Source organism: Moritella yayanosii (genome assembly GCF_900465055.1).
GTDB lineage: Bacteria > Pseudomonadota > Gammaproteobacteria > Enterobacterales > Moritellaceae > Moritella > Moritella yayanosii.
In genome coordinates this window covers 2,742,160-2,755,494 of record NZ_LS483250.1, presented here as the reverse complement: position 1 = coordinate 2,755,494, position 13,335 = coordinate 2,742,160, and the positions used below count along the sequence as shown (strand labels likewise).

At 42.2% G+C, this 13,335-nt stretch carries 6 protein-coding genes and 3 rRNA genes; 8 read left to right on the top strand and 1 reads right to left on the bottom strand.

The annotated features are described in order from the left end of the window. Positions 1–76 precede the first annotated feature (76 nt). The 4 genes from MORIYA_RS12785 (at position 77) to rrf (ending at position 6,334) form a co-directional block, all read left to right on the top strand. Positions 77–787 (top strand): helix-turn-helix transcriptional regulator, encoded by a 711-nt coding sequence (locus MORIYA_RS12785; protein WP_112715730.1) that lies wholly within the window; start codon positions 77–79, stop codon positions 785–787. A 566-nt stretch (positions 788–1,353) separates the two neighbouring features. Beyond that, positions 1,354–2,898, top strand: a 16S ribosomal RNA gene (locus MORIYA_RS12780). Positions 2,899–3,189: 291 nt separating this feature from the next. Then, positions 3,190–6,083, top strand: a 23S ribosomal RNA gene (locus tag MORIYA_RS12775). Between the two features lie 135 nt (positions 6,084–6,218). Then, positions 6,219–6,334: ribosomal RNA gene (rrf, locus tag MORIYA_RS12770) — 5S ribosomal RNA — on the top strand. The 16S, 23S and 5S rRNA genes sit together here, the layout of an rRNA operon. 233 nt (positions 6,335–6,567) lie before the next feature. Here rrf and pgi read toward each other — a convergent pair. Continuing rightward, positions 6,568–8,205 (bottom strand): glucose-6-phosphate isomerase, encoded by a 1,638-nt coding sequence (pgi, locus tag MORIYA_RS12765; protein ID WP_112715728.1) that lies wholly within the window; start codon positions 8,203–8,205, stop codon positions 6,568–6,570. Between the two features lie 297 nt (positions 8,206–8,502). On the opposite strand from pgi, the gene MORIYA_RS12760 reads away from it, so the two are divergent. The 4 genes from MORIYA_RS12760 (at position 8,503) to MORIYA_RS12745 (ending at position 13,173) form a co-directional block, all read left to right on the top strand. Continuing rightward, on the top strand, positions 8,503–10,911 hold the full coding sequence (locus MORIYA_RS12760) for a heavy metal translocating P-type ATPase (protein ID WP_112715726.1): 2,409 nt from the start codon (positions 8,503–8,505) through the stop codon (positions 10,909–10,911). 64 nt (positions 10,912–10,975) lie between these two features. Then, positions 10,976–11,371 (top strand): Cu(I)-responsive transcriptional regulator, encoded by a 396-nt coding sequence (gene cueR / locus MORIYA_RS12755; protein WP_232011624.1) that lies wholly within the window; start codon positions 10,976–10,978, stop codon positions 11,369–11,371. A 76-nt stretch (positions 11,372–11,447) separates the two neighbouring features. Continuing rightward, entirely contained in the window at positions 11,448–12,092 is a 645-nt protein-coding gene (locus MORIYA_RS12750; RefSeq protein ID WP_112715722.1) for a UPF0149 family protein, read from the top strand. Between the two features lie 46 nt (positions 12,093–12,138). Further along, positions 12,139–13,173: a CobW family GTP-binding protein gene (locus MORIYA_RS12745; protein ID WP_112715720.1), complete on the top strand. Its 1,035-nt coding sequence runs from the start codon at positions 12,139–12,141 to the stop codon at positions 13,171–13,173. The last annotated feature ends 162 nt before the right edge of the window (positions 13,174–13,335 follow it).

Sequence of the window (13,335 nt, the reverse complement as noted above, 5' to 3'; positions counted from 1 at the left end):
CGGGCTCAAGGTTTTTAATGTTTAGCTATGCTAACTTGGCGACCCAAATGGGCCTAACTATAGACGAGGGATAGTTGTGCTACTTGAACTAGATAGTATTGAGAATGAATTGACAAATTCATATACGTTTACAGATGAAGATCATCGTCTTTTAAGATCATATGATGGTGTTATCGAAGGTATTGCTGCTTTATTTGGTAAGCAATGTGAAGTGATCCTACACTCATTAGAAAGTGTAGATCGTTCTGTTATTAAGATTGAAAATGGTTTTAATACAGGTCGTGTTGAAGGTTCACCTATTACTAACTTAGCACTTAAGATGCTACAAGATATATCTGCACAAAATAAGCAATGTTCTAAGGCATACTTTACGCAGACGAAAGATGGCCACATGATGCGTTCTATGACGATCGCAATCAAAAACCGTTCAGAAAGAACAATTGGCTTAATTTGTATTAACATTAATATTGGTGCATCGTTTATTGATTTTGTTCAGGAACTGTTACCTACGCCTGAAGCAAGAGAAACTGAACTATCTTCTGAGAACTTTGCGACAACAGTCGAAGAGTTGGTTGACCGCTCTGTAGAAGAAACAATTACTGATATTAACAATCGTACTGATATCGCGAATAATGCTAAAAATAAGCACATCGTTATATCACTACATCAGCAAGGTATTTTTGATATTAAAGATGCGATCAATATGGTTGCTGATAAACTTAATATTTCAAAACATACTGTGTACTTATATATACGCCAAATAAAGTCTGATGAAGCCGAGCTGTAAATAAGCCATACATTTAGATTATCTATATAAGAAGATGTATATACGAGTTGTAGAAGGTGATTATTGTATGAATAATCACCTTTTTTTTACGTTGGTTTTGTTATCCGACACTTAATGCACTCTGTGTGCGTGATTATCATACACTCCAACCATTATGAGTTAATACGACATATAAAACTTGCCAACCAAGTCAAAATCTCTATAATGCGACCTCACTGACACGGCAACAGCCGCTAAGTAAAGGTGTTTAAGGGGACCGGATGTTTCGCTTTAAACTTCTTGAAAGAAAGTTGAAATATATACTTGACTTCAAAATTGGCTGCCGTATAATACGCAGCCTGACTGAGACGCGAAGCGTTGATGTCAATGCTCTTTAACAATTTATTCAAGCAATCTGTGTGAGCACTTGCAGAGATATAATGACCAAATATTATATCAATGTAATTGTGAACATAAACTTAAATCGAAAGATGGTAGTTTTATAAACAATAGAATTTCGGTTTTATTGTTGAAGTACAGAATTCATTGAGCCGACTTAATTGCTTAGGCAATTAGTCAAAAACTTTTAATTGAAGAGTTTGATCATGGCTCAGATTGAACGCTGGCGGTAGGCTTAACACATGCAAGTCGAGCGGAAACGAAGAATAGCTTGCTATTCTGGCGTCGAGCGGCGGACGGGTGAGTAATGCTTGGGAATCTGCCTAGTCGAGGGGGACAACAGTTGGAAACGACTGCTAATACCGCATACGACCTACGGGTGAAAGGGGGCCTCTTCTTGAAAGCTCTCGCGACTAGATGAGCCCAAGTGGGATTAGCTTGTTGGTGAGGTAAGAGCTCACCAAGGCGACGATCCCTAGCTGGTCTGAGAGGATGATCAGCCACACTGGAACTGAGACACGGTCCAGACTCCTACGGGAGGCAGCAGTGGGGAATATTGCACAATGGAGGAAACTCTGATGCAGCCATACCGCGTGTATGAAGAAGGCCTTAGGGTTGTAAAGTACTTTCAGCGAGGAGGAAAGGTGGTGACTTAATACGTTATCACTGTGACGTTACTCGCAGAAGAAGCACCGGCTAACTCCGTGCCAGCAGCCGCGGTAATACGGAGGGTGCGAGCGTTAATCGGAATTACTGGGCGTAAAGCGCATGCAGGCGGTTTGTTAAGCGAGATGTGAAAGCCCCGGGCTCAACCTGGGAACTGCATTTCGAACTGGCAAACTAGAGTTCTTGAGAGGGTGGTAGAATTTCAGGTGTAGCGGTGAAATGCGTAGAGATCTGAAGGAATACCAGTGGCGAAGGCGGCCACCTGGCAAGTAACTGACGCTCAGATGCGAAAGCGTGGGTAGCAAACGGGATTAGATACCCCGGTAGTCCACGCCGTAAACGATGTCTACTCGGAGTTTGGTTCCTTGAGAACTGGGCTCTTAAGCTAACGCATTAAGTAGACCGCCTGGGGAGTACGGCCGCAAGGTTAAAACTCAAATGAATTGACGGGGGCCCGCACAAGCGGTGGAGCATGTGGTTTAATTCGATGCAACGCGAAGAACCTTACCTACTCTTGACATCCATAGAACTTTCCAGAGATGGATTGGTGCCTTCGGGAACTATGAGACAGGTGCTGCATGGCTGTCGTCAGCTCGTGTTGTGAAATGTTGGGTTAAGTCCCGCAACGAGCGCAACCCTTATCCTTATTTGCCAGCACGTAATGGTGGGAACTCTAAGGAGACTGCCGGTGATAAACCGGAGGAAGGTGGGGACGACGTCAAGTCATCATGGCCCTTACGAGTAGGGCTACACACGTGCTACAATGGCGCATACAAAGGGCTGCAAACCAGCAATGGTAAGCGAATCCCACAAAGTGCGTCGTAGTCCGGATTGGGGTCTGCAACTCGACCCCATGAAGTCGGAATCGCTAGTAATCGTGAATCAGAATGTCACGGTGAATACGTTCCCGGGCCTTGTACACACCGCCCGTCACACCATGGGAGTGGGCTGCACCAGAAGTCATTAGCTTAACCTTCGGGAGGGCGATGACCACGGTGTGGTTCATGACTGGGGTGAAGTCGTAACAAGGTAGCCCTAGGGGAACCTGGGGCTGGATCACCTCCTTACGTAAAGTTGTTAATTTTTGTAAGTGCCCACACAAATTGCTTGAATAGAAAGTTGAAAAGTATGTCTTACTCATCGTAAGACGCGAGAAAGCAAAGATAAACAATACAATGTTTATCTTTGCTTTTTAGCAAATTGCTCTTTAAAAATTTGGAAAGCTGAATAAATAAAGAAGTTCTTAAAACACGTTATTGCTTTGGCAATAACAATAGAGTGTTCTTGAGTATTCTTGAGGCGAAAAAAACTAGATAATACCTAGTTATTTCAATTGTACGGTCGACTTTAGATTGTATGGTTAAGTGACTAAGCGTATACGGTGGATGCCTAGGCAGTCAGAGGCGATGAAGGACGTGTTAATCTGCGTTAAGCTGTGGGGAGTTGATAAAAAGCATTGATCCACAGATGTCCGAATGGGGGAACCCACCTTACTTTGTAAGGTATCGTAACGTGAATACATAGCGTTACGAAGCGAACCGGGAGAACTGAAACATCTAAGTACCCCGAGGAAAAGAAATCAATAGAGATACCCTTAGTAGCGGCGAGCGAACGGGGTCTAGCCCTTAAGCAGTTTGGAAGTTAATGGAAGGCTCTGGAAAGTGCCACGATACAGGGTGATAGTCCCGTACATGAAAACGACCTTATTGTGAAATCGAGTAGGACGGCACACGTGATATGCTGTTTGAATATGGGAGGACCATCTTCCAAGGCTAAATACTACTGACTGACCGATAGTGAACCAGTACCGTGAGGGAAAGGCGAAAAGAACCCCTGTGAGGGGAGTGAAATAGAACCTGAAACCGTATACGTACAAGCAGTGGGAGCCTACTTTGTTGGGTGACTGCGTACCTTTTGTATAATGGGTCAACGACTTAATTTCAGTAGCAAGGTTAAGCGAATAGCGGAGCCGTAGGGAAACCGAGTGTTAACTGCGCGAATAGTTGCTGGGATTAGACCCGAAACCCGGTGATCTAGCCATGGGCAGGTTGAAGGTTGAGTAACATCAACTGGAGGACCGAACCGACTAATGTTGAAAAATTAGCGGATGACTTGTGGCTGGGGGTGAAAGGCCAATCAAACCGGGAGATAGCTGGTTCTCCTCGAAAGCTATTTAGGTAGCGCCTCGCGTCTAACTATTGGGGGTAGAGCACTGTTAAGGCTAGGGGGTCATCCCGACTTACCAACCCTTTGCAAACTCCGAATACCAATAAGTTCAATCGCGGGAGACACACGGCGGGTGCTAACGTCCGTCGTGGAAAGGGAAACAACCCAGACCGTCAGCTAAGGTCCCAAAGTGTATGTTAAGTGGGAAACGATGTGGAAAGGCTCAGACAGCCAGGAAGTTGGCTTAGAAGCAGCCATCTTTTAAAGAAAGCGTAATAGCTCACTGGTCGAGTCGGTCTGCGCGGAAGATTTAACGGGGCTAAACATACCACCGAAGCTACGGATGCAAAGACGTGTTCTTTGCATGGTAGAGGAGCGTTCTGTAAGCCGTCGAAGGTGAGTTGAGAAGCTTGCTGGAGGTATCAGAAGTGCGAATGTTGACATGAGTAACGATAATGGGGGTGAAAAACCTCCACGCCGAAAGACCAAGGGTTCCTGTCCAACGTTAATCGGGGCAGGGTGAGTCGACTCCTAAGGCGAGGCCGAAAGGCGTAGTCGATGGAAAACAGGTTAATATTCCTGTACTCGCTTATATTGCGATGGGGTGACGGAGAAGGTTAGACTAGCATGGCGATGGTTGTCCATGTTTAAGGTTGTAGGCTGTGTGCTTAGGTAAATCCGGGCGCACTTAAGGCTGAGGACTGATGACGAGTCTCTACGGAGATGAAGTAGTTGATACCCGGCTTCCAGGAAAAACCTCTAAGCTTCAGATATAAGAGAATCGTACCCCAAACCGACACAGGTGGTTAGGTAGAGAATACTAAGGCGCTTGAGAGAACTCGGGTGAAGGAACTAGGCAAAATGGTACCGTAACTTCGGGAGAAGGTACGCCAATGATGGTGAAGGACTTGCTCCGTAAGCTATTGTTGGTCGCAGAGAAATGGTGGCTGCAACTGTTTATTAAAAACACAGCACTGTGCAAAATCGCAAGATGACGTATACGGTGTGACGCCTGCCCGGTGCCGGAAGGTTAATTGATTGGGTTAGACTTAGGTCGAAGCTCATGATCGAAGCCCCGGTAAACGGCGGCCGTAACTATAACGGTCCTAAGGTAGCGAAATTCCTTGTCGGGTAAGTTCCGACCTGCACGAATGGCGTAATGATGGCCACGCTGTCTCCACCCGAGACTCAGTGAAATTGAAATCGCTGTTAAGATGCAGTGTACCCGCGGCTAGACGGAAAGACCCCGTGAACCTTTACTATAGCTTGGCACTGAACATTGAACCTACATGTGTAGGATAGGTGGGAGACTATGAAGCATTGTCGCTAGATGATGTGGAGTCGACCTTGAAATACCACCCTTGTACGTTTGATGTTCTAACGTAGGCCCCTTATCGGGGTTGCGGACAGTGTCTGGTGGGTAGTTTGACTGGGGCGGTCTCCTCCCAAAGAGTAACGGAGGAGCACGAAGGTTGGCTAAACATGGTTGGACATCATGTGGTTAGTGCAAAGGCATAAGCCAGCTTAACTGCGAGACAGACACGTCGAGCAGGTACGAAAGTAGGTCTTAGTGATCCGGTGGTTCTGAATGGAAGGGCCATCGCTCAACGGATAAAAGGTACTCCGGGGATAACAGGCTGATACCGCCCAAGAGTTCATATCGACGGCGGTGTTTGGCACCTCGATGTCGGCTCATCACATCCTGGGGCTGAAGTTGGTCCCAAGGGTATGGCTGTTCGCCATTTAAAGTGGTACGCGAGCTGGGTTTAGAACGTCGTGAGACAGTTCGGTCCCTATCTGCCGTGGGCGTTTGAGAATTGAGAGGAGCTGCTCCTAGTACGAGAGGACCGGAGTGGACGAACCACTGGTGTTCGGGTTGTCATGCCAATGGCATTGCCCGGTAGCTAAGTTCGGAACTGATAACCGCTGAAAGCATCTAAGCGGGAAGCAGGCCTCGAGATGAGTTCTCACTGGAGCTTTAAGCTCCCTGAAGGGCCGTTGGAGACTACAACGTTGATAGGCAAGGTGTGTAAGTGCTGTGAGGCATTGAGCTAACTTGTACTAATTACCCGTGAGGCTTAACCATACAAATTAAAGTATGATTAATTGAAATATGACTTAAGAATAGATTGAACACTTTATGTTTTAAAGACTTCTTTATTTATAGCTTTTCAGATTAACAATAGAAATTAATTTTCTTATAGAAAGCAAACCAGATTTGCTTGGTGACCATAGTGTTGCGGCCCCACCTGATCCCATCCCGAACTCAGAAGTGAAACGTAATAACGCCGATGGTAGTGTGGGGTCTCCCCATGTGAGAGTAGGGCATTGCCAAGCGCCAAATTAGAGAAAGTCGACATCATTACTGATGTCGGCTTTTTTGTGTCTGTAATTTAGTGCTGAGGCATGATCACGGTGAGTTTACATTAAAGATAACGAATTTAAGCTGCGGAGCGCGTCGCGATCACGTGCAGCAGAGAACAAAAAACCAGCCGTTGGCTGGTTTTTTGTGTATTTGGTATTCGGCTAACTCGATAGTATTATCGGATCATATCGTTGTCGCTAATGGGTTAACGCCATGCCTTGAAGGTATTAATTAAACCATTGGTAGAACTGTCATGATTATTAATAGATTCATTGTTATTTAATTCAGGTAGAATTTGATTGGCTAATTGCTTACCTAATTCAACACCCCATTGATCAAAGCTGAAAATATTCCAGATAATACCTTGTGTGAAGATCTTATGTTCATACATGGCTAACAACGAACCCAGTGTTTTCGGCGTCAGTTGTTTGAATAAAATCGAGTTGGTTGGGTTATTGCCTGTAAAAGTTTTAAACTCAGCTAAGCTGGCAATGTCTGCTTCTGACATACCAGAATCTGCTAATTCATCAATCACAGTTTGTTTTGATTTACCGAACGCTAACGCTTCGGTTTGTGCAAAGAAGTTAGACATTAGTTTTACATGATGATCTGAGATCTTATTATGTGATTGTGCTGGCGCAATGAAATCACATGGGATAAGTTTTGTACCTTGATGGATTAATTGGTAGAAAGCATGCTGACCGTTCGTCCCTGGTTCACCCCAGATGATTGGACCTGTTTGGTAATCAACGGCTTTGCCATCACGATCAACACTCTTACCATTTGATTCCATATTACCTTGTTGGAAATAAGCGGCAAAACGGTGCATATACTGATCGTAAGGTAATATAGCTTCGCTTTCAGCGCCGAAAAAGTTGTTATACCAAACACCAATTAATGCCAAAATAACAGGAATATTATCTTCTAGTGGCGTGTCGACAAAGTGCTTATCCATCTCATGTGCACCGCTAAGTAACTCTTCAAAATTGTCGAAGCCAATACTTAATGCGATAGATAAACCAATTGCTGACCAAAGTGAGTAGCGACCACCAACCCAGTCCCAAAATTCAAACATGTTCTTAGTATCAATACCGAATGCTTGCACTGCTGTGGCGTTTGTTGATAACGCAGCAAAGTGAGATGCCACATGTTCTTCACTTTCAGCACTCGCTAAAAACCATGATCTTGCACTGTGTGCGTTGGTCATTGTTTCTTGTGTCGTAAATGTTTTTGATGCAATTAAAAATAACGTTGTTTCTGGATTTAAGCTCTTTAATGTTTCTGCGATATGGGTGCCGTCAACATTAGAAACAAAATGCATATTTAAATGATTTTTGTAAGGTCGCAATGCTTCGGTAACCATGTAAGGACCTAAATCAGAACCGCCAATACCAATGTTTACAATATCGGTAATTGCGTTACCTGTATAGCCCTTCCAATCACCACTAATGATGTCATGACAGAATGCTTTCATTTGCGCTAGCACTGCGTTAACCGCAGGCATTACATCTTTACCATCAACCATTACCGGTGTATTACTGCGATTTCTAAGCGCTGTGTGTAATACCGCTCTTTTTTCAGTTTGATTGATTTTCTTACCTGATACCATCGCTGTAATGGCTGTTGGTAAATCAACTTCATGAGCAAGCGCTGTCAGTTTTTTAAGTGTGCATTGCGTAATGATATTTTTAGAAAAGTCACATAAAATATCATTATTAAATTGTTTAGAAAACTGTTCAAACCTATTTGCATCATTAGCAAATAATGTGCTGATATTGGTTTTTTTCATGTCTGAATAATGTGCTTTTAAAGCATGCCAAGCATTCGTTTCTGTTGGATTCATGATTTTGTGTTTCACTTTTAACTGATGGATTATGGTAATTAATCTACATATTGTGCTAATAAAGCGGTTTAAAGGTGACTAATTCAGATGTAGCTTAACTATATAAGTAATTTTATTACATTATGGTTATTATTCATAAAAAAATTATCGTTAATGTTAGGCTTATCTCATATTTACTACATGTTACACCTTGTTACAAAGTAGCTATTAAATAAATCGCATAATATCCATCTTGACCTTACACTAAGGGTAAAGGTTATACTTTGCTCATAATATCATTAATAAGGTCTTTTCGTTATGTCTAAAACACTTTCAATTGGTATCGGTGGTATGTCATGTGCTGGCTGTGCATCAAAATTAGAATCTGCGTTAAATGCTGAACGTGGTATCCAAGCAAGCGTTAATTTTGCACTTAGTACCGCTCAGATAAATATAGCTGATAATGCGACAAGTAATACCGTGAAATCTATTCTAGATGACAAGAATTATACCTATCATAGTGAAACATTATCACTTTCTGTGAGCGGCTGGTCTTGCGCTAACTGCGTTGCAAAAACTGTATCGAAGCTGTTAGTAAATAAAGATATATTAACAGTGGATGCTAACTTTGCGAGTGAGAAAATAACCGTAACATATTTTTCTGGTGCTATCCTCCCCGCGGACATTATTAACTTGATCATTCGTCTAGGTTACAAAGCGACTGTTAATCGCGGTAGTGTGGTGTCACAAACCGAAAGTTTATTGATCCGAGAAGTCGAATTCAAAAGAAAAAATAAACAGCAGCTGCTATTGGTGATTATTTCCGCTTTATTAACGTTGCCTTTAGTCGCGGGCATGTTAACTATGTTTGTCAGTGATATTAACTTCATCGTTCCTGTATGGCAGCAATTAGTATTAGCCACACCAATCCAGTTTATTATTGGCCGTCGTTATTATTTAGGTGCGTATAATTCATTAAAAAATCGAGCCGCAAATATGGATGTACTTGTTGCGACAGGTACCAGTGCTGCTTATTTCTATAGTTTGTATTTATTTTTAAGCATCGGTGAAAAAGCACAAGGTGCGCTGTATTTTGAAGCCAGTGCGGTTGTGATCACTTTAATTAGTTTAGGTAAATACCTAGAAGAAAATGCGAAACAAAATACCTCGTCAGCTATCTATGAATTGATGATGTTAAGGCCGGAAGTTGCGAACGTAAAACGTGGAGATGAATGGTTAACATTGCCTATTGAAGACGTCGTCACTGGGGATGAAGTTCGGGTGCTCGCGGGTGAAAAAGTACCGGTAGACGGCGTCATTATTGATGGTAAAAGTGAATTAGATGAATCTATGATCACAGGGGAAAGTTTACCTGTAGTAAAACAGCCCGGACAAACGCTTATTGGTGGTTCTATTAATGGTACTGGCGTTTTGCTATTAAAGGTCAATGCAGTTGGTAAAGATTCCAGTTTAAATAAAATTATCTCTCTTGTTGAAACAGCCCAAATGGGCAAAGCTCCCTTTCAGCAATTAGTTGATAAAATAAGTAATATTTTTGTGCCTGTCGTGTTAGCTATTGCTACGGCGACCTTTTTAATCTGGTATTTAGGCTTTGATGACTTTGAACGTGGTTTAATTTCCGCTGTAGCGGTATTAGTGATTGCCTGCCCTTGTGCTTTAGGGCTTGCAACACCCGCAGCATTAGTTACTGGAACGGGTGCTGCAGCACGACAAGGTATTTTAATTAAAGATATAGATACCTTGCAAAAAGCACATAAAATTACCGATGTAATGTTCGATAAAACGGGTACATTAACGGAAGGCAAACCTAAGGTTACCGCTGTTCATAGTTTTGACTGTGATGAAGAAGTTTTAATTTGCAGGGCTGCAGCAGTGCAACAGTTTAGTGAACACCCGTTAGCAAAATCGATTATCAATTATGCGCAAGACAAGCAGCTTAAATTATTACCTGCCTCTCAAGTTGAAACTATCATCGGCTATGGTATTAAAGGGGATGTTGAAGGTGAGAAGATTCTGATTGGTAATCGCGAGTTGATGCTCGCAGAGAACGTTGATACTCAACCTGGCGAGTCGTTACTTGCTGAGTCAAGTGAACATACCGGTTCAGAAATGTGGGTAGCAATAGATGGTCATCTTGTCGGTTTACTTATTATTGCGGATACCTTGCGTGTAGAAAGTCGAGCTGCGATTGCATTGTTACAACAAGCTCGAATTAATACGACAATGCTTAGTGGTGATAATGCGATGGCGGTAGAAAAAATTGCTCAAGCATTAAAAATAGATCACTATTATGCGCAGATAAAACCTGAAAATAAATCGAGTTATATCCAAGAGAGACAGCGACTTGGAAAAATAGTGGCAATGGTAGGGGATGGGATTAATGATGCGCCCGCATTAGCGCAAGCTGATATTAGTATTGCGATGGGGGCCGGTTCCGATGTCGCGATGGAGACTGCTAACATTACCTTATTAAGAAATGATCCTCGCTTGGTATCTGCTGCAATGGATATCTCTAGAATAACGTGGCGTAAGATCCAACAAAATTTATTTTGGGCATTTATTTTTAACCTTATTGGTATCCCGTTAGCCGCCGCTGGCTATTTAAGTCCAGAGCTCGCAGGTGCGGCAATGGCGTTTAGTAGCATAGCAGTATTGTCGAATTCACTACTGATTAAGCGTTGGAAGCCCAAGTTTGTTCGCCAGTAATTGTATTGAAGTATGATGAATTACACAGGCTTGATTGCCTTGAAACCGTAAAGTAGCAGGTGATATGATGAAAAATATTAGTGCAGTAGCAAAAGAAGTTGGTTTATCAACAAAAACGATCCGTTATTACGAAAGTATTGCTTTAACCTCTGAGCCAATACGAGGTGATAATGGCTATCGTTATTATAATCAACGTATTATAACCGAATTAAACTTTGTAAAACGTGCTCGGGATGCAGGGTTTAATCTTGAAGAATGTAAAGAATTGGTACATCTCTATAAAAATGAGAAGCGTACAGCGGCTCAGGTAAAGGCATTAACGTTAGAAAAAATTATCGATATTGAAGCGCGCATTGCAATATTACAAGGCATGCACAGTACGCTATTATCATTAGCATCTTCTTGTAAGGGCGATAACTCTTCAGAGTGCGCTATTTTAGATCAGCTTTCTATTGAATAAATATCACTGTTGCCGACTTTCCAGTAAACTAGGCGCTAAATAACACGACAAAATATTTGTGAAATAAAAGGTTTATATGACTGATTCAGCATTATCACGTGAAGATGAAACATTGTTATCAGATTGGTTATCTGGCGACGAAACACCGAAAGAAACGCTATCTCTCATTGCGATGAAAGGTTTTTTCTTTGGTTTAGTTGCCGCGCCTGAGCCAGTAGAAACTGAAGATTGGATGGATATGATCTTTGGTGGTGCTGCGCCAAGTAATATATCCGACGATAAGCTATTTGCAATTATTTCTGTTTATAACGAAATCAGTGAGCAAGTATATGACACCGGTGCCAAATTACCTGCTGAATGCATCGAGTGTGTAAACTTTGCAGATAATTTTAACTCGGGTGAAGTATTAAATGATTGGTCGATTGGTTTTGCGATTGGTGCTGCTTTTTATTATGAAAGTCTCGTTAATGCATTAGCCGATGAGAGTGAAATGAGCCAAGCATTACAGATGGCATATCTGTGCTTGAGTTATTTTTCGAGTGCTGGTACTGCGCAACAGATTGCCGAGTTGCAACAAACTGAGTGGGAAGCATTTACACATACTGTATTAGAGATGATGCCTGATTTTATTGTTGCTTATGCACAAGTGATTGAACAAGCTGCGTTGGCAAGTGGTAACTACGATGATGACGATTGGAATGATGACGAACTGATTGATTAATCGTTGGGTTATTGTGTAATAACCGTGATCACGCATAGGAAATATCATGTCGAAACAAGCAGATAAAATACCGACCAATATTATTACCGGTTTTCTTGGCGTTGGTAAAACCACCGCAATCCAACAGCTACTTAAGCAAAAACCAGCGGATGAAACTTGGGGTATTTTAGTCAATGAATTTGGTCAAGTTGGTATTGATGGCTCTTTATTGTCCGCGTTTAGTGACTCGTTAACCGATCAAACAGAGCGTATTATTGTTAAAGAAATACCCGGTGGTTGTCTTTGTTGTGTGGCCGGATTACCCATGAAAATGGGATTGAATATGTTAATCAGTAAGGCAAAGCCTGATCGTATCTTGATTGAGCCAACAGGGCTTGGGCATTTACAGCAAGTGATTAAAGATCTATCGGGTGAGTTTTACTGTGATGTTTTAGCGCTTAACGCCACGATCTGCTTAGTTGATCCCGCGCACCTCAATGACGCGAAATACGTAGATAATAACCATTTTCAAGATCAAATAAGCTTGGCCGATGTGCTTGTCGCGAATAAAACGGAACAATTAGAGAGTGAAGATAAGCACCGTTTCATGGACTTTGCGGCACAACTATCACCCGCTAAACAATCAGTACTGTGGACGCATCACGGTGAAATTTCAATTGATACCCTCGCGTTGCCACTTGATCATCAACGCCGATCACAGCATTTATCTGCTCATCTAAAACACAGTCACGCACATAACCAGCATGAAAAAAAGCCGTTAGCACTCGATAGTGATCCGCGTTTTGAACGCAATCATGGTGACGGACAGGGTTTATTTAGTTATGGCTGGGTTTTCAATCAGCAACAGGTATTTAATTTAATGGCACTGGCGACATTGTTAGAACCTTTAGAGGTGGTGCGTTTGAAAGCGGTAATTAAAACGGAACAAGGCTGTTTTGCGATTAATAGTGTGAATGGTGAATGTGATTTCATGCCGATCAGTGAGTTGGACGCGAGTAAAATCGAGATCATTAGTATGATTGAGTTACCTTGGCAGAAGCTGGAGGAGGCTTTATGCGATAGTCTCATTTTCGAGCTGTAAACAATAGAATATCAATGTTAAATTGCACCATTAAAACTAAAATTAGTGATATATAGCTTAAATTTATTATATGTTAGTAATATGTTGCCATGTATCACGTTATTCATCTCAATAAAACAATCATTATCTGCATGTTTTTACGTATACTTTAATGATGAATTT

Excerpts from the sequence above, each read along its gene's own strand:
- pgi (WP_112715728.1), bottom strand. The coding sequence starts at position 8,205 with ATGAATCCAACAGAAACGAATGCTTGGCATGCTTTAAAAGCACATTAT.
- MORIYA_RS12760 (WP_112715726.1), top strand. The coding sequence starts at position 8,503 with ATGTCTAAAACACTTTCAATTGGTATCGGTGGTATGTCATGTGCTGGC.
- cueR (WP_232011624.1), top strand. The coding sequence starts at position 10,976 with ATGATGAAAAATATTAGTGCAGTAGCAAAAGAAGTTGGTTTATCAACA.
- MORIYA_RS12750 (WP_112715722.1), top strand. The coding sequence starts at position 11,448 with ATGACTGATTCAGCATTATCACGTGAAGATGAAACATTGTTATCAGAT.
- MORIYA_RS12745 (WP_112715720.1), top strand. The coding sequence starts at position 12,139 with ATGTCGAAACAAGCAGATAAAATACCGACCAATATTATTACCGGTTTT.